General features: G+C 65.8%; 22 protein-coding genes. 6 read left to right on the forward strand and 16 right to left on the reverse strand.

Features of this window, described 5'->3' with window-relative positions; translation table 11 throughout:
- Window positions 1–2 precede the first annotated feature (2 nt).
- The 3 genes from ABIF91_RS39490 to guaB form a co-directional block, all read right to left on the reverse strand.
- A complete protein-coding gene (locus ABIF91_RS39490) occupies window positions 3–302 on the reverse strand; it encodes a hypothetical protein (protein ID WP_028178449.1) in 300 nt (99 codons plus the stop codon).
- Window positions 303–452: 150 nt separating this feature from the next.
- A complete protein-coding gene (locus tag ABIF91_RS39495; protein WP_028178448.1) occupies window positions 453–1,475 on the reverse strand; it encodes an NADP-dependent oxidoreductase in 1,023 nt (340 codons plus the stop codon).
- Between the two features lie 253 nt (window positions 1,476–1,728).
- Window positions 1,729–3,222, reverse strand: a complete 1,494-nt coding sequence (gene guaB, locus ABIF91_RS39500) for an IMP dehydrogenase (protein WP_028178447.1) — start codon at window positions 3,220–3,222, stop codon at window positions 1,729–1,731.
- A 407-nt stretch (window positions 3,223–3,629) separates the two neighbouring features.
- Here guaB and ABIF91_RS39505 point away from each other — a divergent pair, with 407 nt between their 5' ends.
- Window positions 3,630–5,120: an MFS transporter gene (locus ABIF91_RS39505; RefSeq protein WP_035675453.1), complete on the forward strand. Its 1,491-nt coding sequence runs from the start codon at window positions 3,630–3,632 to the stop codon at window positions 5,118–5,120.
- A 206-nt stretch (window positions 5,121–5,326) separates the two neighbouring features.
- Here the strand turns inward: ABIF91_RS39505 and ABIF91_RS39510 are convergent, their stop codons facing one another.
- A complete protein-coding gene (locus ABIF91_RS39510; protein ID WP_028178445.1) occupies window positions 5,327–6,007 on the reverse strand; it encodes an RlmE family RNA methyltransferase in 681 nt (226 codons plus the stop codon).
- A gap of 1 nt (window position 6,008) precedes the next feature.
- Window positions 6,009–7,082, reverse strand: a complete 1,074-nt coding sequence (locus ABIF91_RS39515) for a Ppx/GppA phosphatase family protein (RefSeq protein WP_028178444.1) — start codon at window positions 7,080–7,082, stop codon at window positions 6,009–6,011.
- 209 nt (window positions 7,083–7,291) lie between these two features.
- On the opposite strand from ABIF91_RS39515, the gene ABIF91_RS39520 reads away from it, so the two are divergent.
- A complete protein-coding gene (locus ABIF91_RS39520) occupies window positions 7,292–9,664 on the forward strand; it encodes a xanthine dehydrogenase family protein molybdopterin-binding subunit (protein WP_028178443.1) in 2,373 nt (790 codons plus the stop codon).
- Between the two features lie 129 nt (window positions 9,665–9,793).
- On the opposite strand, the gene ABIF91_RS39525 is transcribed toward ABIF91_RS39520, so the two are convergent.
- Window positions 9,794–10,594 carry a hypothetical protein gene (locus ABIF91_RS39525; protein WP_028178442.1) on the reverse strand — a complete coding sequence of 267 codons (801 nt, stop codon included), beginning with the start codon at window positions 10,592–10,594 and terminating at the stop codon, window positions 9,794–9,796.
- 104 nt (window positions 10,595–10,698) lie between these two features.
- Between ABIF91_RS39525 and ABIF91_RS39530 the strand changes: the two genes are divergently transcribed.
- The 3 genes from ABIF91_RS39530 to ABIF91_RS39540 all read left to right on the forward strand — a co-directional run bounded on the left by ABIF91_RS39530 (window position 10,699) and on the right by ABIF91_RS39540 (window position 14,147).
- A complete protein-coding gene (locus ABIF91_RS39530) occupies window positions 10,699–11,190 on the forward strand; it encodes a YaiI/YqxD family protein (protein ID WP_028178441.1) in 492 nt (163 codons plus the stop codon).
- Window positions 11,191–11,192: 2 nt separating this feature from the next.
- Entirely contained in the window at window positions 11,193–13,004 is a 1,812-nt protein-coding gene (locus ABIF91_RS39535; protein WP_028178440.1) for an ABC-F family ATP-binding cassette domain-containing protein, read from the forward strand.
- A 63-nt stretch (window positions 13,005–13,067) separates the two neighbouring features.
- Window positions 13,068–14,147: a D-TA family PLP-dependent enzyme gene (locus tag ABIF91_RS39540; protein ID WP_028178439.1), complete on the forward strand. Its 1,080-nt coding sequence runs from the start codon at window positions 13,068–13,070 to the stop codon at window positions 14,145–14,147.
- Window positions 14,148–14,248: 101 nt separating this feature from the next.
- Here ABIF91_RS39540 and ABIF91_RS39545 read toward each other — a convergent pair whose 3' ends face one another.
- The 8 genes from ABIF91_RS39545 to ABIF91_RS39580 all read right to left on the reverse strand — a co-directional run bounded on the left by ABIF91_RS39545 (window position 14,249) and on the right by ABIF91_RS39580 (window position 23,649).
- A complete protein-coding gene (locus ABIF91_RS39545; RefSeq protein WP_028178438.1) occupies window positions 14,249–15,490 on the reverse strand; it encodes an NAD(P)/FAD-dependent oxidoreductase in 1,242 nt (413 codons plus the stop codon).
- A gap of 179 nt (window positions 15,491–15,669) precedes the next feature.
- Window positions 15,670–16,587 carry an SDR family NAD(P)-dependent oxidoreductase gene (locus ABIF91_RS39550; protein ID WP_028178437.1) on the reverse strand — a complete coding sequence of 306 codons (918 nt, stop codon included), beginning with the start codon at window positions 16,585–16,587 and terminating at the stop codon, window positions 15,670–15,672.
- A gap of 216 nt (window positions 16,588–16,803) precedes the next feature.
- Entirely contained in the window at window positions 16,804–17,283 is a 480-nt protein-coding gene (locus ABIF91_RS39555; protein ID WP_028178436.1) for a MaoC family dehydratase, read from the reverse strand.
- Window positions 17,284–19,005: an AMP-binding protein gene (locus ABIF91_RS39560; RefSeq protein ID WP_424579735.1), complete on the reverse strand. Its 1,722-nt coding sequence runs from the start codon at window positions 19,003–19,005 to the stop codon at window positions 17,284–17,286.
- Window positions 19,005–19,895, reverse strand: coding sequence for a 3-hydroxyisobutyrate dehydrogenase (mmsB, locus tag ABIF91_RS39565; RefSeq protein ID WP_028178434.1), 891 nt, complete (start codon window positions 19,893–19,895; stop codon window positions 19,005–19,007). The genes ABIF91_RS39560 and mmsB overlap by 1 nt, the downstream gene beginning before the upstream one ends.
- Window positions 19,896–19,920: 25 nt before the next feature.
- Window positions 19,921–20,988, reverse strand: a complete 1,068-nt coding sequence (locus tag ABIF91_RS39570) for an enoyl-CoA hydratase/isomerase family protein (protein WP_028178433.1) — start codon at window positions 20,986–20,988, stop codon at window positions 19,921–19,923.
- Entirely contained in the window at window positions 20,985–22,130 is a 1,146-nt protein-coding gene (locus ABIF91_RS39575) for an isobutyryl-CoA dehydrogenase (RefSeq protein WP_028178432.1), read from the reverse strand. Before ABIF91_RS39575 ends, ABIF91_RS39570 begins: the two co-directional genes overlap by 4 nt.
- A 22-nt stretch (window positions 22,131–22,152) precedes the next feature.
- Window positions 22,153–23,649: a CoA-acylating methylmalonate-semialdehyde dehydrogenase gene (locus tag ABIF91_RS39580; RefSeq protein WP_424579736.1), complete on the reverse strand. Its 1,497-nt coding sequence runs from the start codon at window positions 23,647–23,649 to the stop codon at window positions 22,153–22,155.
- Window positions 23,650–23,750: 101 nt separating this feature from the next.
- Here ABIF91_RS39580 and ABIF91_RS39585 point away from each other — a divergent pair, with 101 nt between their 5' ends.
- Window positions 23,751–24,659: a LysR family transcriptional regulator gene (locus ABIF91_RS39585; protein ID WP_028178430.1), complete on the forward strand. Its 909-nt coding sequence runs from the start codon at window positions 23,751–23,753 to the stop codon at window positions 24,657–24,659.
- 18 nt (window positions 24,660–24,677) lie between these two features.
- Here ABIF91_RS39585 and ABIF91_RS39590 read toward each other — a convergent pair whose 3' ends face one another.
- Entirely contained in the window at window positions 24,678–25,298 is a 621-nt protein-coding gene (locus ABIF91_RS39590) for a TetR/AcrR family transcriptional regulator (RefSeq protein WP_035675742.1), read from the reverse strand.
- Window positions 25,299–25,367: 69 nt separating this feature from the next.
- Window positions 25,368–25,895, reverse strand: a complete 528-nt coding sequence (locus ABIF91_RS39595) for a PaaI family thioesterase (RefSeq protein ID WP_028178428.1) — start codon at window positions 25,893–25,895, stop codon at window positions 25,368–25,370.
- Window positions 25,896–26,033: the final 138 nt, after the last annotated feature.

Raw genomic sequence — 26,033 nt, forward strand, 5'->3', positions numbered from 1 at the left:
TCTCAGGCGACGCTCTTGAGATCCTGCTGGATCGCGGCGAGCAAGGATTGCAGCGCCTCGCTGTTCACCGGCTTGGCCGCCGGATCATGGGCAGGCGGTTGCCCGGCAGTTTGCGCAACCTTGACCGGACGCCTCGGGAATGGCGGTGGCGGCACCGGCATCACGGCCTGCGCAAAATCCCGCTCTTCGTCGACGTGGACGAACTTTCCATGGATGACGTCGTCGCGGCGGCCCATGACGAACATGGTCGCCCAATAGCCGGCCGCCAGGACAATGACGCACAAAATACCAATCTCTAACATCGCAGCACCTAAAATATCCGCGATGATTCAATGCCTTCGTCGGCCCGTCAATCAACCGGCGCACACACCTGCGGCTTTTGCCAGCAGGTGTGGCCGATCGGTGACTCTTTCTTAACCATTCCGCCCCCTACGGGGGCCGGAAGCGGCGGCTCAGGCCTTGTCCGGTCCCACCCGCACCAGCTGCTTGCCGAAATTGGCGCCCTTCAGGAGGCCCATGAAGGCGCCGGGCGCACTCTCCAGGCCCTCGGTGACGAATTCCTTGTACTTGACCTTGCCGTCGCGAACCCAGGCGGACATGTCCCGCAGGAAGTCGCCATGGCGTGCGGCGAAGTCGGAAACGATGAAGCCGCGGAAGGTCAGCCGCTTGGTGAGGATATTGCGCATCATCGCGCCGGCCCATTTCGGCGGCTTGGCCTCGGTGTCGTTGTAATGGGCGATCAGGCCGCAGACGGGCACGCGCGCGAATGGATTGAGCAGCGGGAACACAGCTTCGAACACGGCGCCGCCGACATTCTCGAAATAGACGTCGATCCCCTTCGGGCAGGCCTCCTTGAGCCTGGCGGCGAGATCGGGATCGCGGTGATCGATACAGGCATCGAAGCCGAGTTCCTTGACGACGTAGTCGCACTTGTCCTTGCCGCCGGCGATGCCGACCGCGCGTGCGCCCTTGATCCTGGCGATCTGGCCGACGGCCGAGCCGACCGCGCCGGAAGCACCGGCAACGACGACGGTCTCGCCGGGTTGCGGCTTGCCGATGTCGAGCAGGCCCGTGTAGGCCGTCATGCCGGGCATGCCGAGCACGCCGATCGAGGTCGAGATCGGCCCGAGCTTGGGATCGACCTTGATCAGGCCCTTGCCGTTCGAGATCGCATGCGTCTGCCAGCCGGAGCGGATGCGCACGATGTCGCCGACCGCGAAATCGGGATTGTTGGAGGCCGCGACCTCGCTGACCGCCTCGCCTTCCATCACCCCGCCGATCGGCACTGGTGCTGCGTAGGACGGCCCCTCGCTCATGCGCCCGCGCATATAGGGATCGAGCGACAGCCAGATCGTGCGCAGCAGGACTTCACCCGGTCCGGGTGTCGGAACGGCAAATTCCTCCAGGCGAAAATCGGACGGCTTGGGTTCGCCGGCTGGACGTGCGGCGAGAACGATGCGTTTGCCTTGGGACATGACTTCCTCCGGATTGCTTTGTCGGCGCGAGCGAAGCGGAGGGAGAGAAGCGCGTCAATATAAAAGCGATGGAGCGGTTATGTAGAGACGTACACAGCTCTCGTGTCCCGGACGCGCAGCAACGTGAAACGTTGCTGCGCAGAGCCGGGACCCGGAACGCAACACGGCAGGACGCGGAGGCGTGGGCCCCGCCCGGCTCTGCGGCGCATCACCGAAGAGGTGCTGCGCAGCGCCCGGGGCACGAAACCGAGAACTAACCCCCGCCCGGATAATTCGGGCTCTCGCGCGTGATCGTCACGTCATGGACGTGGCTCTCGCGCAGGCCGGCACCGGTGATGCGGACGAACTGGGCCTTCTCGTGCAGCTCCTTCATGTCGCGTGCGCCGACATAGCCCATCGCGGCGCGCAGGCCGCCGGCAAGCTGGTGCATGACGTGGCCGACCGCGCCCTTGTAGGGCACCTGGCCCTCGATGCCCTCAGGCACGAGCTTGAGCGTGTCCTTGATGTCCTGCTGGAAATAGCGGTCGGCCGATCCGCGCGCCATCGCGCCGACCGAGCCCATGCCGCGATAGGCCTTATAGGAACGACCCTGCCACAAGAACACTTCTCCGGGCGTCTCGTCGGTGCCGGCGAGCAGCGAGCCCACCATGGCGATGTCGGCACCGGCGGCAAGCGCCTTCGCAAGGTCGCCGGAGTATTTGATGCCGCCGTCGGCGATGACCGGGATGTCGGACTTCTTCGCCGCTTCCACCGCATCCATGATCGCGGTGAGCTGGGGAACGCCGACACCGGCGACGATGCGGGTGGTGCAGATCGAGCCCGGGCCGATGCCGACCTTGATGCAATCCGCGCCCGCGTCGATCAGCGCCTGCGCGCCTTCGGTGGTGGCGACGTTGCCGGCGACCACCTGCACCGAGTTGGACAGGCGCTTGATGCGATTCACCGCGTGCAGCACGTGACGGGAATGGCCATGCGCAGTGTCGACGACGACGAGGTCGACGCCGGCATCGATCAGGCGCTCGGTGCGCTCGAAGCCGGTATCGCCGACGGTGGTAGCCGCAGCGACGCGCAGGCGCCCTTGCGCGTCCTTGCAGGCGAGCGGATGGGCGACCGCCTTCTCCATGTCCTTCACGGTGATGAGACCGACGCAGCGATATTGCTCGTCGACGACGAGCAGCTTCTCGATGCGGTGCTGGTGCAGCATCCGCCGCGCCTCGTCCTGGCTGACATTCTCACGGACCGTGACGAGGTTTTCGTGCGTCATCAGCTCGGAGATTTTTTGCTGGCGATTGGTCGCAAACCGCACGTCACGGTTGGTGAGAATGCCGACCAGCTTGCCGGGCGTGGACTTGCCCGCGCCGGTGACGACGGGAATGCCGGAGATGCCGTGATCGCTCATCAGCTTCAGCGCGTCGTCGAGCGTGGCCTCGGGGCTGATGGTGAGCGGGTTCACCACCATGCCGGACTCGTAGCGCTTGACCTGTCGCACCTGGGCAGCCTGCCCCTCGGGATCGAAATTGCGGTGGATGACGCCGAGACCGCCGGCCTGGGCCATGGCGATCGCCATGCGGGCCTCGGTGACCGTGTCCATGGCGGAGGCCATGATCGGAATGTTGAGCGGAATGGCGCGGGTGACGCGGGAACGGATGTCGACCTCGCCCGGCATGACGTCGGACAGGCCCGGCTTCAACAGCACGTCGTCGAACGTAAGGGCTTCGCGGATGCCTTGAAGTTGCACCGTGGCCATCTGCCAACTCCTTCCTGCGGCCCTGCCGCAAATGCTTATGGATGAGCGCCGCCCTCGGCGTACCTTGCGGCATCGCCGGAGAATCGGAGCCCATCGGTGGGGTTGACGCGGGTCGATAGCACGGCCGCGTGACGAATCAAAGCAATTCGGGCCGCCGGCCAGCCATGCACAGGCTTTTTACGTAAATTCGGCGGGGATAGCCCGTGCGCGGCCCACCCCGACAGGTCCCGCGGCCCAATGGATTCCGGGCTCGCGCCAAGCGGCGCGCCCCGGAATGACGGAGACGCAGGGTCACACCGTTGTTACGCGGGATTTAGGTGCCATGCGTCGATCCGCAATGGTCTCCGCCTGGTGGCGATCATAAGCCGCAACTCCATCCTGTCTCCCGATTTCATTACCAATCCGTCATGGTCGACAAACAACGCGTCATTCCGCTGATCGTGGCTACTGCTCTCTTCATGGAGAACATGGACTCGACGGTGATCGCCACCTCCCTGCCGGCGATCGCGGCCGACATCGGCACCAGCCCGCTGACGCTGAAGCTCGCGATCACCTCCTATCTGCTGTCGCTGGCGGTGTTCATTCCGGCGAGCGGCTGGACCGCCGACCGGTTCGGCGCGCGCATGGTGTTCGCGATCGCGGTCGGGGTGTTCATGGTCGGCTCGGTCGGCTGCGCGCTCTCGACCTCGGTCACCGACTTTGTCTTCGCGCGCATCCTGCAAGGCATGGGCGGCGCGATGATGACGCCGGTCGGACGCCTCGTGCTGCTGCGCTCGGTCGACAAGAGCGCGCTGGTCAATGCCATGGCCTGGGTGACGGTCCCTGCCCTCATAGGCCCCGTGATCGGCCCGCCGCTCGGCGGCTTCATCACCACCTACGCGTCCTGGCACTGGATCTTCCTGATCAACATCCCGATCGGGCTCCTCGGCATCTTCATGGCCTTGCGCTTCATCGACCCGATCAAGAGCGAGGAACGCGAGCCGTTCGATCTCTACGGCATGGTGCTCGCTGGGCTGGGACTCGCAGGCATCGCCTTCGGCCTGTCGGTTGCCGGCCTCAATCTGCTGCCGTGGAGCACCGTTGCCGCCTTGATCGCGGGCGGTGCGATCTCGATGACGCTCTACGTCATCCATGCCCGGCGCACGGGGTCGCCGGTGCTGGATTTCTCGCTTCTGAAGCTGCCGACGCTGCGCGCGGCCGTGTTCGGCGGCTTCCTGTTCCGCCTCGGCATCGGCGCGCTGCCTTTCCTGCTGCCGCTCCTGATGCAGATCGGCTTCGGGCTGACGCCGTTCCATTCCGGCCTCGTCACCTTCGCCTCCTCGCTCGGCGCGATGGGCATGAAGACGCTGGCCGCGCGCATCATCCGCACCTTCGGCTTCCGCAATCTGATGACGGTGAACGCGATCGTCAGCGCGTTCTTCCTCGGCGTCTGCGCGCTGTTCACGGTGTCGACGCCGCTGCTGATCATCATGGTCATCCTGGTGGTCGGCGGCTTCTTCCGCTCGCTGGAGTTCACCGCGATCAACACGGTCGCCTATGCCGAGGTCGAGACCGCGCAGATGAGCCGTGCCACCACCCTCGTCAGCGTCAACCAGCAGCTCGCGGTCTCGGCCGGCGTCGCCGTCGGCGCGGCCTGTGTCGAGACCACGATGTGGTTCAGCCATGTCAGCGAGCTCAACGCGACCGTATTCGCGCCGGCCTTCGTCGTGGTGGCGCTGACCTCGGCGGCGTCGAGCTGGTTCTTCTGGCAGATGCCCGCCGACGCCGGCAACGAGATCTCCGGCCGCAAGGCCGTGGAGATCGCGAGCCGCAAGGGCGCGGGCAAAGGCGCGGCGAAAGCCGCCGTCAAGGCGGCAAGCGAGGATACGCAGGACGTGCGGGATCAGCGGCTGGGGTGATTGGCGACGAATGACGCCACGCATTCAGTGTCGTCCCTGCGAACGCAGGACCCGTAACCACAGGAAGGAGTCGAAGTGCGAGGCTCCCACTCCGAGTTTTCGCCAAACTCCTCCCTGTGGGTATGGGTCCCGGATCGGCGCTCCGCTCCAGGCAACGCTTCGCGTTGCATGGAGTTACGCTTGTCCGGGACGACATCGAGATTGGCTCAGGTCCCGGCCCGAAATCCCGTCGCCAGCACGTAGCGCTCCGAGGAATCCTGCCGGCTCGCGGCCGGTTTCACATGGCGCACCGTCGCAAAGTCGCGCTTGAGCTGGGACAGCAGCTCGGCGTCGGCACCGCTCTGGAACGTCTTTGCGAGGAACGTGCCGCCGGGCTTGAGCACGTCGCAGGCAAACGCAGCGGCCGTCTCGACCAGGCCGACGATGCGGAGCTGGTCGGTCTTGCGGTGGCCGGTGGTGTTGGCGGCCATGTCGGACATCACGACGTCCGCCTTGCCGCCGAGCATCGCGGTGAGCTTTTCCGGCGCGTCATGGTCCATGAAGTCGAGCTGCGCGAAATCGACGCCGGGGATCTCGGGCATCTCCAGCAGGTCGATCGCGACGACCCTGCCCTTGCCTTCCGCGGAGCCGACGCGCTTGGCGGCGATCTGGCTCCAGCCGCCGGGCGCGGCGCCGAGGTCGACCACGGCCATGCCGGGTTTCAACAGCCGATACTTGTCATCGATCTCCAAGAGCTTGAAGGCCGCGCGCGAGCGATAACCTGCCGCCTTGGCTTTCGCGACATAGGGATCGTTGAGCTGCCGCTCCAGCCAGAGCTTGGACGACAATTTGCGCTTGCCGCCGGTCTTGACCTGGACGTGCAAGCGGCCGGTGGTGTCTTTCGCCATCTCACCAGCTCCTGAGCGCGCCGTCCTCGCGCATCATCTCGACCAGCATGCCCTCGCGCAGGCCGCGGTCGGCGACGCGCAGGCGCGGCAGCGGAAAGGCGCGGCGGATGGCATCGAGGATGGCGCAGCCGGCCAGCACGAGGTCGGCGCGCTCGACGCTGATGCAGCTGTTGTTCGCGCGCTCCTCGTAGCTCATGCCGAGCAGCCTGCTGATGGTCGCGGTGATGTCCGGATCGTTCATCCAGATGCTGTCGATACGGCGGCGGTCGTAGCGCGGCAGGTTGAGATGGATTCCGGCGAGCGTCGTCACCGTGCCGGACGTGCCGAGCAGGTGCATGTCGGTGAGATCGCGGCCGTGCTCCTCAGCGAACGGGGCGACATGGTTTGCGACCTCGCGCTCCATCGCGGCATAGATCCCGGGCGTCACGTCGCGGCCGCCGAACTGCTCGGCGAGCGTGACCACACCGTACGGGATCGACATCCAGGCCTTGATGCGCGGCTGCGGATTTGCGGGATCGCGCTCGATCCGCACCAGCTCGGTCGAGCCGCCGCCAATGTCGAACAGGATCGCGCCGCGTCCTCTGGGGTCGACCAGCGGCGAGCAGCCGAGCACGGCGAGCGAGGCCTCGGTCTCGCGGTCGATCACCTCGAGCTCGATCCCGGTCTCGGCCGCGACGCGGCTGCGGAAACCTTCCGCGTTCGAGGCGGCGCGGCAGGCTTCGGTCGCGATCAGCCGCAGCCGCCGCGCCTTCCGCAGATTGATCTTGTCGCGGCAAATGCTGAGCGCCGCGATGGCGCGCTCGATCGCGGCCTCGCTGATGCACCCGGTCGCGGAGACGCCCTCGCCGAGCCGGATGATGCGCGAGAAGGAATCGACCACGCGAAACCCGTCGTGGGTCGGACAGGCGATCAGCAGCCTGCAATTGTTGGTGCCGAGGTCCAGCGCCGCATAGACGCCGGTTCCCGGCGCTTGCGCGCCAATGGCCGGATCGGCGGCCAACGCGACCGCCGCCATCGACCCCTCCAGCTCGCCGTGCGGCCCATGGCCGGCGCGGAGCCGCGTGTGGTCATTCATACAAATTGTCTTTCCGCGGCCGGTCGGGCCGGTCTGGAATTGATTTTTCGCCTGAAACATTAGCAGCGCGGCAGGCCTGCGCAACAACGCATCACATGGGACCATGCCCATTCGTGCGTTGTCGTGAACGGGGTGGTGGGTTATCTGAGGAGAGTCCGGTCTCCCGCTGCCGCGAAAATGCGCAAATGCCGGCTTTTCAGGTCAATTCCATGCAAGAACACACCAAATCGTCCACGCTCGAGAACGCTATTGCACTGCAAAAATACGGCGTCGGGCAACCGGTTCGCCGCAAGGAGGACGACACGCTGGTGCGCGGCAAGGGCCGCTACACCGACGATTTCAACCTGCCCGGCCAGGCCTATGCCGTGATCGTCCGCTCCACCCATGCCCATGGCATCATCCGCGGCATCAACAGCGAGGCCGCCAAGGCGATGCCGGGCGTGCTGGGGGTGTGGACCGGCAAGGATCTCGATGCCGCCGGCTACGGCCCCTTCACCTGCGGCCTGCCGCTGAAGAGCCGCGACGGCACGCCCCTGCTCCAGACCAACCGCCAGCCGCTCGCGACCGACAAGGTCCGATTCGTCGGCGATCCCGTCGCCTTCGTGGTGGCGGAGACGCTGGCGCAGGCGCGCGACGCCGCCGAGGCGGTCGAGCTCGACATCGAGCCGCTGCCCGCGGTGACCGATCCCGAGGAAGCCGCCAAGCCCGGCGCGCCGCAGCTTTACGACCACATCCCTGATAACGTCGCGCTCGACTACCATTATGGCGACATGGACAAGGTCAACGCGGCCTTTGCCAGCGCGGCCCATGTCACAAAGCTCGACATCGAGAACACCCGCGTCGCCGTGGTTTCGATGGAGCCGCGTGTTGGCCTAGCCTCCTACGACAAGAAGTCCGAGCGCTACACGCTTCAGGTGCCGACGCAAGGCGTGGCCGGCAACCGCGCCAATCTCGCCAAGAACCTCAACGTGCCGAACGACAAGGTGCGCATCCTCACCGCCAATGTCGGCGGTTCCTTCGGCATGAAGAACATCAACTATCCCGAATACATGTGCATCCTGTATGCGGCCAAGGCGCTGGGACGTCCGGTGAAGTGGCTTGACGAGCGCTCCACCAGCTTCCTCTCCGACAGCCACGGCCGTGCACAGAAGATCCACGCCGAGCTCGCGCTCGACGCCGAGGGGCATTTCCTGGCGGCGAAGCTGTCCGGTTACGGCAATCTCGGCGCCTACATCACCGGCGTCGCGCCGGGGCCGCTCTCGCTCAACACCGGCAAGAATTTCTCCAGCGTCTATCGCACGCCGCTGATGGCGGTCGACATCAAGACGGTGCTGACCAACACCACGTTGATGGGCGCCTATCGCGGCGCCGGCCGGCCCGAGGCGAACTACTACATGGAGCGGCTGATCGACCGCGCCGCCGACGAGATGGGCATCAACCGGCTGACCTTGCGCAGGCGCAACTTCATCAAGCCGAACCAGATTCCGTTCCCGGCCTCCTCCGGCGTCACCTATGACAGCGGCGACTTCCAGGCCGTGTTCAACAAGGCGCTCGAGATTTCCGACCACGAGAATTTCGCCAAGCGCAAGAAGGAGAGCAGGAAGGCCGGCAAGCTGCGCGGCATCGCGGTCGGCTCCTATCTCGAGGTCACTGCGCCGCCAAGCCCCGAGCTCGGCAAGATCGTGTTCGATCCCGACGGCACCGTGCAGCTCATCACCGGCACGCTCGACTACGGGCAGGGTCATGCGACTCCGTTCGCGCAGGTGCTGTGCCAGCAGCTGGGCGTCCCGTTCGAGAGCGTCAAGCTCGTGCAGGGCGACAGCGACATCGTCCACACCGGCAACGGCACCGGCGGCTCGCGCTCCATCACCGCGAGCGGCATGGCGATCGTGGGCGCCGCCAAGCTCGTGATCGAGAAAGGCAAGCGCGCCGCCGCGCATATGCTGGAGGCCTCCGAAGCCGACATCGAATTCGCCGATGGCAGCTTCACCATCGCCGGCACCGACCGCAGCATCGACATCATGGAGCTGGCCAAGAAGCTGCACGACGGCAAGGTACCGGAGGGCGTGCCTGACTCGCTCGACGTCGACCACACCAGCGAGCCGGTCCCGTCCGCCTTCCCGAACGGCTGCCACGTCGCCGAGGTCGAGATCGATCCGGAGACCGGCGTGACGCAGATCGTGCGCTATAGCGCGGTGAACGATTTCGGCACGGTGATCAACCCGATGCTGGTCGCGGGCCAGCTCCATGGCGGCGTGGTCCAGGGCATCGGCCAGGCGCTGATGGAGCACGTCCGCTACGACGAGAGCGGCCAGCCGATCACGGGCTCGCTGATGGACTACGCCCTGCCCCGCGCCGAGGACGTGCCGAACATGGCGGTCGGCGACCACCCGGTGCCGGCCACGACCAACCCGCTCGGCAGCAAGGGCTGCGGCGAGGCCGGCTGCGCCGGCAGCCTGTCGACGGTGGTGAACGCGGTGATCGATGCTCTCTCCGAGTACGGCATCAAGCATATCGACATGCCGCTGACGCCGGAGCGCGTGTGGCGCGCGATCCAGGAGGCCAGGAGGAACGCGGCGTAAGGGCCGCGCTTTTTCGGTCGTCATGGCCGGGCTTATCCCGGCCATCCACGCCTTACCACGAGGCATGAAGAACGTGGATGCCCGGGACAAGCCCGGGCATGACGATGTGGCGATGGTGTGCCCCGTTCCCTAGGCCGCCGCCTGCTCTCGCGGCTGGTAGATCGCGGTGTGCTGGCAGTGCGCGAGCGGCGTCGTGCCGTTGGCGACGACGAGGGCGTCGAGCTCGACGAAGCGATGGCCTTTCTTCTCGTAGTTGGCGGTGACCTTCGCCCGTGCCGTGATCTCGTCGCCGGCGCGTGCGGCGGACAGCAACTGCATGCGGCTGCCGACATGAATCCAGGGCCCCAGAATGGTGTTGTCGACGAGGACGCGGTTCATGACACGCTGGATCAGGCCGGGATGGCCAAGCCCCTCGCGCGTGAAGATCGGGTCGGTCTCCCTGATGTCGGCGAGATAATCCGTTGCGTCCTGCCCGGCCCAGCGTCGGGGCGTCGTGCCGAGCCATTTGCCTGCTTCGAACGTCGCCGGGCTGACCGGCTTTCGCTCGGCAACCGCGGGGACCTCGACATAGTCGCTCAATGACACGGCAGGCGCCTTCGCCGGCAGCGAGGCCGTCCCCGTGGCGCAAAGCTCGGTGCGGCTGAATACCTCTATCGTGAGCAGGCCGTTGTGCTCGGTGGCATCGACGTCGGCGGTTTCGCCGTCATAGACCGGCTTGATGAAGCGGGCCTCGACCAGCCCGCGCGACAGAAAATCGCGCCCCCAGCGCGCGATCGGCACGTGCATCATGTATGCGAACACGTCGACGCCGGGGACCAGTCCGCCGGAAAAGCCGAAGCGGCGAGCCACCGTGTCGTCATGCATCTTGTTTTCGGACTGCTTGGCGGTGTTGTAGGCCTCGACGCGGTAGGTTTCGAGCCGGTTCGGCATGGGCATCCTCCCTGTTTTCTTGTTGTTCGGGAGCGATCGTAGGGCCTGAGGAACCAGGGTCAATCCCCTCGCCTTTAGGGCTCGAATGGGGTACCACGCGGCGAATGACTGACATCCCCACCCGCATTTATGTCGACGCCGACGCCTGTCCGGTGAAGGACGAGATCTACCGTGTCGCGCTCCGGCACGGCGTGCCCGTGAGCGTCGTCGCCGGCAATTTCATTCGCGTGCCGCAGGACCCGTTGATCGAGCGGATCGCCGCAGGTGCCGGCATGGACGCAGCGGACGACTGGATCGCGGAGCGCGCCAGGCCCGGCGACGTCGTCGTGACGTCGGACATTCCGCTGGCGAGCCGGTGCGTGAAGGCGGGCGCCGACGTGATCGCGCCGAACGGCAAGCCGTTCACCGAAGAGTCGATCGGGATGACGCTGGCAGTGCGCAATCTCATGACGGATCTGCGCTCGGCCGGCGAGGTCACCGGCGGACCGCGATCGTTCGCGCCGCGTGACCGTTCCGCCTTCCTCTCGGCGCTCGACCAGACGCTGCGCCGGATCCAGCGCCGCCGTACTGATGCGGCCGCCACGAGTCGGGGCTGATCATGACGCCGCCGCTGATCCAATTGAAGGACATCAGGCTGACCTTTGGCGGCACGCCGCTCCTGAGCGGCGTCGAGCTCAATGTCGCGCCGGGTGAACGCGTCTGCCTGATCGGCCGCAACGGCTCCGGCAAATCGACACTGCTCAAGATCGCCGCCGGCCTGGTCGAGCCCGATTCCGGCACGCGCTTCGTGCAGCCGGGCGCCACGGTTCGTTACCTGCCGCAGGAGCCCGACTTTGGCGAGCACAAGACCATCCTTGCCTATGTCGAGTCCGGCCTTGCCCCTGGCGACGATCCTTACCAGGCGCGTTATCTCCTGGAGCAGCTCGGCCTCACCGGCAACGAGGACCCGCACAATCTCTCCGGCGGCGAGGCCCGCCGCGCGGCGCTGGCGTATGTGCTCGCGCCCTCGCCCGACATCCTGCTGTTGGACGAGCCCACCAACCATCTCGATCTCTCCACCATCGAGTGGCTGGAAAAGGAGCTCGACAGCCGCCGCAGCGCGCTGGTGATCATCAGCCACGACCGCCGCTTCCTCACCAATCTCTCGCGCTCGACCGCCTGGCTCGACCGCGGCAGGATCAAGCAGATCGATCGCGGCTTTGCCTCGTTCGAGAGCTGGCGCGACGAAGTGCTCGCGGAAGAAGAGCGCGACCAGCACAAGCTCGACCGCAAGATCGTCGACGAGGAGCACTGGCTGCGCCACGGCGTCTCCGGCCGCCGCAAGCGCAACGTCAAGCGGCTCGCCAATCTGCATACGCTACGCGACCAGCGCCGCAACTATCGCGGCACCGCCGGCAGCGCCAATCTCGCGGCTGCCGAAGCCGAGCAATCCGGCAAGCTGGTGATCGAGGCGAAATCCATCACCAAGGCCTATGGCGAGCGCAAGATCGTCGAGAATTTCTCAACGCGCATCCAGCGCGGCGACCGGCTCGGCATCATCGGCCCGAACGGCGCCGGCAAGACCACGCTGGTCAACCTGCTCACCGGCGGCATGCAACCTGATTCCGGTACGGTGCGGCTAGGTGCCAATCTGGAGATGGCGACGCTCGACCAGCACCGCGAAAGCCTCGATCCCAAGTCGACGCTGGCGGAAGCGCTGACCGGTGGCCGCGGCGACCAGATCATGGTGGGCGGCAAGCCGAAGCATGTCGTCGGCTACATGAAGGACTTTCTGTTCGCGCAGGAGCAGCGCGGCACGCCGCTCGAAGTGCTCTCGGGCGGCGAACGCGGCCGGCTGATGCTGGCGCGCGCGCTGGCAAAGCCGTCGAACCTCCTGGTGCTGGACGAGCCGACCAACGATCTCGATCTCGAGACGCTCGACGTGCTCGAGGAGATGCTCGGCGACTACGAAGGCACGGTGATCCTGATCAGCCACGACCGCGATTTTCTCGACCGCGTCGTCACCTCCGTGATCGCGCCCGAAGGCAACGGCAAGTGGGTCGAATATGCCGGCGGCTACAGCGACATGCTGGCGCAGCGCGGTGCCGACCTCAAGCGAGAGACGGCGAAGGCGCAAGCCCCGGCGGAGAAGAAAGAGGAGCGCTCCGCTGCCCCAGCTTCGGCGCCGAAACGGAAGCTGAGCTTCAACGAGAAGCACGCGCTGGAAACGCTGCCGAAGAAGATGGAGACGTTGCAGGCGGATATTGCAAGATTGCAGCGCGTGCTCGACGATCCCGATCTCTACACCAGGGATCGCAGGAAATTCGACGACACCTCCGCCGCGATCGCCAAGGCGCATGAAGAATTGTCTGCTGCCGAAGAGCGCTGGCTCGAACTCGAAATGCTCCGCGAAGAGATTGAACAGGCATAGCGCGTATCCGCAAAAGTGGGTACCGGTTTTGCCATCAGAATACGCGCCAACTGAAGGACCTCCATGACCACGCCCCTCGCCGCCAAGATCGCCCGCGAATACGGCACGCCCTGCGCCGTCATCGACATGGATCGGGTCGAGCGCAACATCGCGCGCATCCAGAAGGCCTGCGATGACGCGGGCGTCGCCAACCGCCCGCACATCAAGACGCACAAGAACCCGACCATCGCCAGGATGCAGGTCGCGGCCGGCGCCAAGGGCATCACCTGCCAGAAGCTGGGCGAAGCCGAGATCATGGCCAATGCCGGCATCGACGACATCCTGATCAGCTACAACCTGCTCGGCGAGGAGAAGATGGCGCGGCTCGGCGCGCTGCAGGCGAAGGCGAACATGACGGTGGCGGCCGACAATTCGACCGTCGTCGCCGGGTTGCCCAAGGCAGCCGCAGCATCCGGCCGTCCCCTTTCGGTCGTCGTCGAATGCGACACCGGCCGCAAGCGTGCGGGTGTCGAGACGCCGGCCGAGGCGATCGCGCTGGCGCGTGAGATCGCAGCCTCCAAGGGGCTCGAGTTCGCCGGCTTCATGCTGTATCCGACCGAGACCGGCTGGGCTGAGGCACAGAAGTTCTATGACGAGGCGCTGGCCGGCGTGCGCGCGCACGGGCTCGACGCCAAGATCGTTTCGACCGGCGGCACGCCGAACCTCGTCAATCTCGGCAAGCTCAAGGGCGGCACCGAGCATCGCTTCGGCACCTATATCTACAACGACCGCATGCAGGTCGCTGCAGGCTCGGCGACCTGGGACGATTGCGCGCTGCACATCTATTCGACCGTGGTGAGCCGCGCCGCGCCCGAGCGCGGCATCCTCGATGCCGGCTCGAAGACGCTGACGTCGGATACCGGCGGCCTCGACGGCCACGGCCTGATCCTGGAGCATCCCGAGGCCAAGATCGCAAAGTTCGCCGAGGAGCACGGCTTCCTCGACCTTTCCCGCAGCAACACGCGGCCGAATGTCGGCGACGTCGTCCGCATCGTGCCGAACCATGTCTGCGTCGTCGTCAACATGATGGACGAGGTGGTGATGGTGCGCGGCGAGGAGATCATCGGCACGCTGCCGGTCGCGGCGCGGGGGAAGCTGCGGTAGGGAGCGCACTGCCGTAGGGTGGGCAAAGCAAAGCGTGCCCACGACTTTCTCGCCGTGCCTGCGATAGATGGTGGGCACGGTGCTTCGCGCCTTTGCCCACCCTACGATTTCTGCAGTTGGGCGAACCAGCCCAGCACGCCCCTGCCCGCCGCAGCCCCGGTCGCGAAGGACGCCTGCAGCAGATAGCCGCCCGTTGGCGCCTCCCAATCCAGCATCTCGCCGGCCGCGAACACGCCGGGCAATTTGCGCAGCATGAGGCGTTCGTCGAGCTCATCGAAGGTGATCCCGCCCGCCGTCGAGATCGCCCGATCGATCGGCGCGACGCCGGTGACCCGAAGCGGAATGGCATTGATCAGGTGCGCGAGCTCGGGCGGTGAGAACGACGCCAGCGGCCTGCCGGATGCGATGGCCGCCTCCTGCATCAGGCCGATGCCGACCGGCGACAATTGCGCCGCCTTGCGCAGGAAGTTCGCCAGCGATTGCTTGCCGCGCGTGCCCGACAGGCGCGTTGTCAGGTCGGCGACGGCAAGGTCCGGCCGCAGCGCGATCATCAGCGTTGCGTGCCCGAGATCCAGCACCGCCTCGCGCAGCTCGGCCGAGAGCGCGTAGATCGCACCGCCTTCGATGCCGCTGCGCGTGATCATCGCTTCGCCGCGCACCGTGTGCGCACCAATCGTCAGCGCCACGCCCTTGAGCGGCTGGCCCTCGAAACGGTCGCGGAACACATCGGACCATGCGACCGTGAAGCCGGAATTGGCCGGCCGCAGCTTCGAGACGGCGATGCCCCTTGCGGCGAGAAGATCGACCCAGCCGCCGTCCGATCCGAGCCGCGGCCAGCTTGCGCCGCCGAGGGCGAGCACCGCTGCCCTGGCCTCGATCGACCGTTCGCCGTCGCCGGTGCGAAACAGCAACCGGCCGTGCTCGTCCCAGCCAATCCAGCGATGACGAAACGCAAAGCGCACGCCGGCGGCATCGAGCCGCCGCAGCCACGCGCGCAGCAAGGGCGACGCCTTGAACGCTTTCGGGAACACCCGCCCGCTGGTGCCGACGAAGGTCGCCTCGCCCAGCGCCTCGCTCCAGCCGCGCAGCGCGTCCGGCGCGAACGCCTCGATCGCCGCTTGCAGCCTCGGTGCCGCCTCGCGATAGCGAGCCATGAACTGCGGCAGCGGCTCGCTATGGGTGAGATTGAGGCCACCGCGGCCGGCCATCAGGAATTTGCGGCCTGCGGACGGCATCGCGTCATAGACGGTGACGCGGGCACCGCCCTGCGCCAGCACCTCCGCCGCCATCAGCCCGGCGGGGCCGGCGCCGACAATGGCGACTTGGGGTTCAGATGAGGTCATGGCGGGAGTTTAGGCCAAGCTGGACGCCAAGGAACGGGTCGTCATGGCCGGGCTTGTCCCGGCCATCCACGAAGGCCACCCGCGTGGTGCCAAGAACGTGGATGGCCGGGACAAGCCCGGCCATGACGGAAGGTACGTCCGGGGCCAGCCGTTCGCATCACCCGGGAATGACGGCGTGGCTAGAGCTTGATCCCCGCCCGTGCCGCGGCCTGCGCGACGTATTTCTGAGTCTGCTCGAAGGCGCCTTGCAACGCTTTCGCCTTCGACATGTCGCTGATCTCTTCGAAATGCGCGGCGACCGCATCGGGCGTCCATTCGGACTCCGGCAGGTTGATGCCTTCGCTCTCGAGAATCTTGATCACCGCGAAGGAGCCGGCCCCGGCGCCCATGATGGTGCGGGTCGGGGCGTCCTCGCTGAGCATGTACTCGACCGCCGGCGTGATCGCGTTCGGCTTCATCAACTGCAGAGCCTGTGGCGGGAGCAATTCTTCGGTCATGCGGGTCGCCGCCGTCGGCGAGACGATGTTGACGCGGATGTTGTTCTTGCGGCCCTCTTCCGCGAGCACGTTCATCAGGCCGACCATGCCGGATTTTGCGGCGCCGTAATTGGCCTGGCCGAAATTGCCGTAGAGGCCGGAGGACGAGGTCGTCAGCACGATGCGGCCGTAGTTGCGGTCGCGCATGCCGGCCCAGGCCGCCTTGCAGCAATAGAAGGTACCGACGAGGTGCACGTCGAGCACCTTCTGGAAATCGGCCACCTCCATCTTGCCGAACGACTTGTCGCGCAAAATGCCGGCATTGGCGCACAGGAGATCGACGCTGCCCCACTCCTTGGTGGCGCGCTCGACCATGGCGGTGACCTGCTCGAAATTCGACACGTCCGCGCCGTCGGCCATCGCGGTGCCGCCGGCTTTGCGGATCTCCTCAACCACAGCTTCGGCCGGTGATAGCGAGCCGCCGCTGCCGTCACGCGCGCCGCCGAAATCGTTGACCACGACCTTGGCGCCGCGGCTGGCCAATCCCAGCGCGTGCGCCTTGCCAAGACCATTGCCCGCGCCGGTGACGATGGCGACGCGTCCGTCGAACCTGATTGCCATTTTGCAGTTCCTGCTTCTTCTTCCTTCTCCCCTTGTAGGAGAAGGTGGCGCGAAGCGCCGGATGAGGGGTTATCTCCACAGGCGAGTCCGCGGAGAGGGACCCCTCACCCGGCTTCGCTCCGCGAAGCCACCCTCTCCCACAGGGGGAGAGGGTGAGATCGCGCGTTCGGTCGCTTTTTGAGCAGCGATGGGAGACCGGGTCAAGTCCCGGCAGTACTACTCGAAATAGATCAACCCGAGCCAATCCGCGACCAGCGCGGGCTTGTCCTCGCCTTCGATCTCGACCGTGACGTTGGTGCGGGACTGCAACTCGTTGGGCTTGCGGAGCTTCGCTTCCGCCAGCACGAAGCGGCCGCGAACGCGCTTGCCCGAGCGGACCGGCGAGATGAAGCGCAGTTTGTCGAAGCCGTAGTTCACGCCCATCGTGGTGCCCGCGATCACCGGCATCACCTCGTAGGACATGATCGACAGCAGCGACATCGTCAGGAAGCCGTGCGCGATGGTGCCGCCGAAAGCGGTTTCCTTCCTGGCTCTTTCAGGGTCGACATGGATGAACTGGTGATCCTCGATCACGTCGGCATAGGTGTCGATGCGGGGCTGGTCGATCAGGTGCCACGAGGACACGCCGATCTCCTTGCCGACCATGGCCTGATAGGCCTGAAGCGTAATCGGCGGCTTCTTCCAGACTTCGTTCACTTAGGTCTCGCTCCGTGTCTTTGCCAGCTCCGGAAACTCTTCCTCGCGGAATTCCCGGCCGCGCAGCGGATCGTCGCGATCATTGTCGCGTTCCAGCCGTCGTAGCTGGACGCGACGGATTTTTCCAGAGATCGTCTTCGGCAGCTCGGTGACGATTTCGAGACGGCGGATGCGCTTGAATGGTGCGAGGCGCGCATGGAGATGTTTGAAGATGGAGAACGCGGTCTCGGGTGAACGCTCCGCGCCCGACGTCAGCAGCACGAAGGCCTTGGGAATGGCGAGCCGGAACGGATCCGGGCTCGGCACCACCGCGGCTTCCGCGACCAGCTCATGCTCCAGCAGCACGCTCTCGAGCTCGAACGGACTGATGCGGTAATCCGACGACTTGAACACGTCGTCGGACCGGCCGACGAAGGTGAGATAGCCCTCGTCGTCCTCGAACACGACATCGCCGCTGCGATAGAGCTCGCCCTCTGCGCCGGACAGTTTGCCGTCATCACTTTGATAGCCCTGCATCAGGCCGGCCGGGCGCTCAGTCCCGAGCACCAGCGTGACCTCGCCTTCCTTCGCCGGGTTCCCATCGGCGTCGCTGATCTGGAGGCGGTAGCCCGGCAGCGGTCGGCCCATCGAGCCGACCTTGATCTTCTGGCCCGGCGAGTTGCCGGCGAGCGCCGTGGTTTCGGTCTGGCCGTATCCGTCGCGGATCGTGAGGCCCCAGGCCGCCCGCACCTGATCGATCACCTCGGGGTTCAACGGTTCGCCGGCGCCGCAAACCTCGCGCAAGGCCACCTTGAACGATGCAAGGTTCTCCTGGATGAACAGCCGCCAAACGGTCGGCGGCGCACACAGCGTGGTGACGCCGCAGCGGCCGATGGTGGCGAGCAGCGCCTTGGCATCGAAGCGCGGCTGGTTCACCACGAACACGGTCGCGCCCGCATTCCACGGCGCGAAAAAGCAGCTCCAGGCGTGCTTGGCCCAACCGGGCGATGAGATGTTGAGGTGGACGTCGCCGGGCTTCAGCCCGATCCAGTACATGGTCGAGAGATGGCCGACCGGATAGCTGCGCTGGCTGTGCCGCACCAGCTTTGGTTTTGCCGTCGTGCCCGAGGTGAAATAGAGCAGCATCGGGTCGTCGGCGTTGGTCGGACCGTCCGGCGTGAAGCCCTCCGGCATTTTGGCCGCCTCGTCATAGGCCAGCCAGCCGTTGGAAGCCGCGCCGACCACGATGCGCACGACATTCTCGGCGCCAAGGCTCGCGAATTTTGTGACCTGATCCTCGGCGGCGACCACCACTTTCGCCTTGCCGCGGTCGAGCCGGTCGCGCAGCTCGTCGGCGGTGAGCAGCGTCGTCGCTGGAATCACGACGACGCCGAACTTCATCGCCGCCAGCATCGTCTCCCACAACGGAACCACGTTGCCGAGCAGCAGCAAAAGGTGGTCGCCGCGCTTGAGGCCCTGCGCGCGGAGGAAGTTGGCGACCTGGTTCGAGCGCTTCGAGAGCGCCGCGAAGGACAGTTTTGTCTGCTTGTCCTGTGCGGCATCGACAATCCAGAGCGCGGGACGGTCCCTGCTGTCCGCATTTACGGCCAGCTCGGCGTCGAACCAGTCGAGCGCCCAGTTGAAGGGAACCGGATCGGGCCAGCGGAATCCTTTGACCGCCGCCTCGTATTCCGTGCGGTGCTTTAGCAGAAACGCGCGCGCTTCCTGGAATGTCGTCGTCATCAAGCTTTCCCGGCCAGACTCCTAACGTGCTTGATAATTCCGGAAAAATCCACCCCGCCCTGCCCGGCTGCGTCGAAAGACTGATAGATCTCCTGCGCATGCTTGCCGAGCGGCGTCGCCGCGCCCGCAGCCTTCGCGGCGTCCTGCGCCAGCGTCAGATCCTTCACCATCAGCGCAGAAGCAAAGCCCGGCTTGTAGTCGTTGTTCGCCGGCGAGGTCGGCACCGGGCCCGGCACCGGGCAATAGGTCGTCAGCGACCAGCACTGGCCGGACGAGGTCGAGGCGACGTCGAACAGCGCCTGGTGCGAGAGCCCAAGCTTTTCACCGAGCGCGAAGGCCTCGCTCACCGCGATCATGGAAATGCCGAGGATCATGTTGTTGCAGATTTTTGCGGCCTGCCCTGCGCCGGCGCCGCCGCAATGCACGATCTTCTTGCCCATGCTTTCGAGCACCGGCTTGGCGGCTGCGAACGCCTTCTCCTCGCCGCCGCACATGAAGGTGAGCGTCGCGCCCTTGGCGCCGCCGGTCCCGCCGGAGACCGGCGCATCGACCGAGAGCACGCCGTGCTTGGCGGCCAGCGCATGCGCCTGCCGTGCGCTTTCGACGTCGATGGTGGAGCTATCGATGATCAGCGCGCCCTTGGTCATGGCTGGAACGACCTCGTTCCAGACGCCAAGCACGTGCTTGCCTGCGGGGAGCATGGTGACGACGACATCGGCGCCCTTCACCGCGCCCGCGGCGCTGTCGGCAATGCTGGCGCCGTCGGCCCTGGCCTGATTGCGGGAGGCCTCGACGAGGTCGAACGCCACCACCTTGTGGCTCGCCTTGACCAGATTGGCGGCCATCGGGCCCCCCATGTTGCCGAGACCGATGAATGCGATCGTGGCCATTGTCGTTTCCTCCGCTGTAGCGTTGTTAGTTGAACTTCAGCTCGTCGGCGCCGATCTCGGCGAGATACGGCGCAAGCATCTCCGGCGTCACATCCTCGATCCGCGGCGGCGACCAGGTCGGATTGCGGTCCTTGTCGATCACGGCGGCACGCACGCCCTCGCGGAAATCGTCACTGCGGAAGACCTCCAGCGCGGCGCGGTATTCGCGCACCAGGCACTCTTCCAGGTTCGACGCCTTGCGCGCGAGCCGCAGCAGTTTCAGCGTCACCACCATGCCGCGCGGCGATTTCTCGTTGAGCGTCTTCAGCGTCGCCTGTGCGAATTCGGAGCCCTCACGCTTCAGCGCCGCGACGATGTCCTCCATGCGGTCGAAGCCGAACAGAGCGTCGATGGCCGCCTGCTTTGCGGTCACCGGCCCGCCCGTCTCGCCCGTCGCAAAGCCATTGATGAGCTTGCTGACGTCGGCTGCGGTCGCGCCCTGACGGAGCTTGGTCAGCGCCTCGCGCAGCTCCGGCCATTTGGCTGCCGGCACCACGGCATCCGCGAACTTGGCGTGGATCGCGTCGGGCCCGTTCATGGTCTGGCCGGTCAGACCGAAATAAGTGCCGATCTCGCCGGGCGAGCGCGACAGCAGCCAGGTGCCCCCGACATCGGGGAAGAAGCCGAGCCCGACTTCGGGCATCGCGAGCTTGGTGCGGTCGGTGACGACGCGGTGGCTGGCATGGCCGGAGAGACCGACGCCGCCGCCCATGACGAGGCCATCCATGAACGCGACATAGGGCTTCGGATATTTCGCGATCCGCGCATTCATGACGTATTCCTGGCGCCAGAACCGCGCGCCGAGATCGCCGCCCTCGCGCGAGCTCTCCCAGAGGCCGCGGATGTCGCCGCCGGCGCAGAGGCCGCGCTCGCCGGCGCCTTCCAGGATGATCAACCCGACTTCGGGATCGGTTTCAAACCGGTCCAGCGCCGCATCGATGCCGATGGACATCTCCAGCGTCATGGCGTTGATCGCCTTCGGGCGGTTGAGCCGGATCACGCCCGCTGCGCCCTCGCGGCGAACGATGAGATCGCCCTCCTCCGCCGAACTCATCGCGCGCCCTCGATCAGCTTGCGCGCCACGATGAGCCGCATGATTTCGTTGGTGCCTTCGAGGATCTGGTGCACGCGCAGGTCGCGCACGATCTTCTCGATGCCGTACTCGCTGAGGTAGCCGTAGCCGCCGTGAAGCTGGAGCGCGTGGTTGGCGACCTCGAAGCCGACATCGGTGCCGAAACGCTTGGCCATCGCGCACAGCATGGTGGCGTCGGAGTCCTTCCGATCGAGTGCCGCAGCGGCGCGCCACAGGAAGGTGCGGGCAGCCTCGAGCTCGATCGCCATGTCGGCGAGGCGGAATTGCAGGGCCTGGAATTCGTCGAGGCGTTTTCCAAACGCCTTGCGCTCCTTCATGTAGGCGCGCGCCTTGTCGAGCGCGGTCTGCGCGCCACCGAGCGAGCATGCCGTGATGTTGAGGCGGCCGCCGTCAAGACCGGCCATCGCGATCTTGAAACCGACGCCCTCCTCGCCGAGCCGATTGGCAACCGGCACGCGGGCGTTCTCGAATATCACCGCGCGGGTCGGCTGCGCGTTCCAGCCCATCTTGCGCTCATTGGCACCGAAGGAGACGCCCGGCGTCTTGCCGTCGATGACGAGGGTTGAGATGCCGCCGGGGCCGTCGCCGCCGGTCCTGACCATCGCGACCAGAAGATCGGTGCCGCCTGCGCCGGAGATGAATTGCTTCTGGCCGTTGAGGACGTAGTGGTCGCCGTCGCGTACCGCGCGGGTGCGCAGCGCTGCCGCATCGGAGCCCGCGCCCGGCTCGGTCAGGCAGTAGCTCGCGATCAGCTCCATGGTGCAGAGCTTTGGCAGCCATGTGTGGCGCTGGGTGTCGCTGCCGAAGGCATCGATCATCCAGCTCGCCATGTTGTGGATGGAAATGAAGGCCGAGGTGGTCGGACAGCCCGTCGCCAACGCTTCAAAAATCAGCGCGGCGTCGAACCGCGTCATGGCGGAGCCGCCGACATCGTCGCGGATGTAGATACCGCCCATGCCGAGCGTGGCGGCCTCGCGCATGACGTCGACGGGGAAATGCTTCTCCTCGTCCCAGCGCAGCGCGTGCGGCGCGATCTTTTCCGCCGCAAACGCCAACGCCATGTCGCGAACCGCGATCTGATCCTCGTTCAGAGCGAACTGCATCCCGGCCTCGCTCCTGAGAGGATCACTTCATCAGCGGGATCGAGAACTCCGCACCTTCCTTGACGCCGGACGGCCAGCGCGAGGTCACCGTCTTGGTCTTGGTGTAGAAGCGGATCGAGTCCGGGCCATGCTGGTTGAGATCGCCGAAGCCGGACTTCTTCCAGCCGCCGAAGGTGTAATAGGCGATCGGCACCGGGATCGGCACGTTGATGCCGACCATGCCGACGTTCACCTTGGCCGCGAAGTCGCGCGCGGCGTCGCCGTCGCGGGTGAAGATGGCAACGCCGTTGCCGTAGTCATGATCCGACGGCAGCGCCAGCGCTTCCTTGTAATCGTGCGCACGCACGACCGAGAGCACAGGGCCGAAGATCTCTTCCTTGTAGATCCGCATGTCCTTGGTGACGTTGTCGAACAGCGAACCGCCGAGATAGAAGCCGTTCTCGTAGCCCTGCATCTTGAAGCCGCGGCCGTCGACGGCGAGCGTCGCGCCTTCCTTGATGCCGATGTCGATGTAGCCCTTGACCTTCTCGACCGCCTCGCGCGTGACCAGCGGGCCGTAATCGGCCGACGGATCGATCGAGGTGCCGATCTTGAGGCTCTCGACACGCGGGATCAGCTTTTCCATCAGCCGATCCGCGGTGGACTTGCCGACGGGCACCGCGACCGAGACCGCCATGCAGCGTTCGCCGGCCGAGCCGTAGCCTGCGCCGATCAACGCGTCGACGGCCTGGTCCATGTCTGCGTCGGGCATGATGATGGCGTGGTTCTTGGCGCCGCCGAAGCACTGGCAGCGCTTGCCGGTCTGCGCGGCGCGCTCATAGATGTACTGCGCGATCGGAGTCGAGCCGACGAAGCCGATGGCCTTGATGTCGGGATCGTCGAGGATGGCGTCGACCGCCTCCTTGTCGCCGTTGACGACGTTGAGGATACCGGCCGGCAGGCCCGTTTCCATCATGAGTTCAGCGAGCAGCATCGGCACGCCGGGGTCGCGCTCCGACGGCTTCAGGATGAAGGCGTTGCCGCAGGCGATCGCCGGCGCAAACTTCCACATCGGGATCATCGCCGGGAAATTGAACGGCGTGATGCCGGCGACGACGCCGAGCGGCTGGCGCATCGAATAGATGTCGATGCCGGGGCCGGCGCCCTCGGTGTATTCGCCCTTCATCAGATGCGGAATGCCGCAGGCGAATTCCGCGACCTCGAGGCCACGCTGGATGTCGCCCTTGGCGTCGGGCACGGTCTTGCCGTGCTCGCGGGCGAGCAACTCGGCGAGCTTGTCGTAATCGCGCTGCACCAGCTCGACGAACCTCATCATAACGCGGGCGCGGCGCTGCGGATTGGTTGCGGCCCATTCGGGCTGTGCTGCGCGCGCGTTCTCGACGGCGGCGCGCACCTCGGCCTTGGAGGCCAGCGCGACCTTGGCCTGGACGTCACCGGTCATCGGCTCGAAGACGTCGGCAGTGCGGCCCGAGGTGCCCTTGACCTCCTTGCCACCGATGAAATGTCCGATTGAACGCATGGGATGATCTCCTTAGGCCGAGCGTGGTCGCTTTGACAAATCCTATCGACCTGCATTTTATAGGATTCAAGTCTGAGATAATGCACCATAGATGTGCGAAAATGCTGGATCAAGGCGCTATCGACTGGGACGACTTTCGCTTCGTGCTGGCCATCGTGCGGGGCGGCTCGGTCTCGGCTGCGGCAAAACAGCTCGGCGTCGACCATGCCACGGTGATCCGCCGCGTCGATCGGCTGGAAAAGCACCTTTCGGCCAAGCTGTTTGACCGGCGCAAGACCGGCTATCTCCTCACCGAGGCAGGCCAGCGCGTCGCCGACAGTGCGGAAGCGATGGAATCGACCATCGTTGCCAACCAGGAGCAGGTCGGCGGCTCGGTCGCACGGCTGACCGGCACCGTGCGGATCGGCGCACCCGACGGGTTCGGCACTGCCTTCCTGGCGCCACGGCTCGCCCCCTTCGCCGACCGCTACCCCGATCTCGATTTGCAACTTGTGGCAACCGCGCGGCTGTTTAGTCTCTCCAAGCGCGAGGCTGATATCGCCATCAGCCTGACCATGCCGAAGGAAGGCCGCATCGTCGGCCGCAAGCTGCTCGACTACCGCCTCGGGCTCTATGCCGCGCCAGCCTATCTCGACCGCTTTCCCAGGATCTCGTCACGGCAAGACCTGCCGCAGCACCGCTTCGTCGGCTATATCGAGGAGCTGCTGTTCACGCCGGAGCTCGACTATCTGCCGCAGGTGTCGCCGCGGATTTCCGCGCGCTTTCGCAGCGCCAATCTGATCGCTCAGCTCAATGCCACGCTCTCAGGCTTCGGCATTGCGGTGCTGCCGCATTTCATGGCGAGCGATCATCCGCAGCTTGTCGCAGTGTTGCCGGACGACATCTCGATCATGCGGACATTCTGGATGCTGATGCACGCCGACAGCAAGGACCTCGCGCGGATCAGGGCGGTGGCGGATTACATCAGCGAGATCGTCGAGCGCGAACGGGCGCTGTTTGCGGGACGGTGAACGCCCTGCCGAGCTTGGCTAGCCTTGCTTCACCTTCTTCACAGCAGGCACCTTCGGCTCGCGCTTCACGCCATCGAGCGCGCTATCCCGGCCTGCCTTCAGCACCTCGTCCGACAATTCGTTCGATCCGGCGATGCGCGCCAGCAGCATGGTGCCGACCATCGTCGCCAGCGTCGCGATCGCCTGCTTGCGCGCGGCCTTGCGTGGCATGTTCGGGACATAATCGGTCATCATCTCGATCATCTGGTCGAGCTTGCCGGCAAAGGCCTTGCGTGTCTTCGGGCTCTCGCGGGCGATCTCGGCGCCCAGAGCGGGGATCGAGCAGCCATGGCCGGGATTGTCGCGGTGCAGCGTGGACAGATAGCTTTCCGCGACCAGCGCCAGGCGCTTTTCAGGAGCGGCCTCGCCGGTGAGCTTGCGCCAGTGCTCCATCGAGCGGTCCATGGCATAGCCAAAGGCCTCGATCACCAGCGCCTCGCGGGAATCGAAATGCGCGTAGAAGCCGCCATGGGTCAGGCCCGCCTCCTTCATGAGATCGGCGACGCCGATGCCGTGGGCACCCTTCTCGCGCAGCCGCACGGAGGCCTTCTTCACGATGCGGTCGTGGGTTTCCTGCTTGTGTTCCGGGGAATAGCGCATGCGGATCTCATTGGATGTCGAGAGTCATCTCATAGCACGCAAATGCCGGGATCGGTGCATTAATTCACGTTAAGTTGCGCCGATCATGGAAAAGGTTGCAGTTGCGTGGACCGCCAGGGCCCCCTTGCCGTCGCGGACAAAGCCCTCGGTGTAGCTGGTCTGGCGCCCCAGCTTGATCACCTTGCCTTCGGCCGAGATCAGCCCGGAGCGAACCGACAGCGGACGCAGATAGGTCAGCTTCAGATCGAGGGTCACCGAGCTTTGCCCGGCCTCGAGCCGGGTCGAGATCGCACATCCCATGGCCGTATCGAGCAGCGCCGCTGCGGTCGCGCCGTGGAGAAGACCGATGGTGTTTTCGAGATCTTCGCGCGGCTCCAGTTCCATGACGATCCGGCCCGGTTCGACAACGGCCATGATGAACCCGATCAGCTTTGCAAAAGGCGGCGGCGGCAGCCGGCCGTCGCGAATGCCGAGCATGGCGTCCATGCCCGACAGGCCCATCGCCGCTTTCGCGACCGGCGCCGGCACCTGCCAGTCCACCACGCGCTCACGCCGCTGCGCCGGCGAAAACAGGGCGATTTGATCGATGTCGGTCATGGCCACCTCATTGAATGACATATGTCATACTATGCCACGGACTTCACGCTGGCAACTCGGTCTCATGGGCCCCGCTTGACAAGCCGGCCGTTTCGGCCCGGAAGTGATCCCGACCAGTGCGCCTCGCACGCGTCCACG

Origin of the sequence: Bradyrhizobium sp. USDA 241 (assembly GCF_049739505.1) — a bacterium.
Taxonomy (GTDB): Bacteria; Pseudomonadota; Alphaproteobacteria; order Rhizobiales; family Xanthobacteraceae; genus Bradyrhizobium; species Bradyrhizobium liaoningense.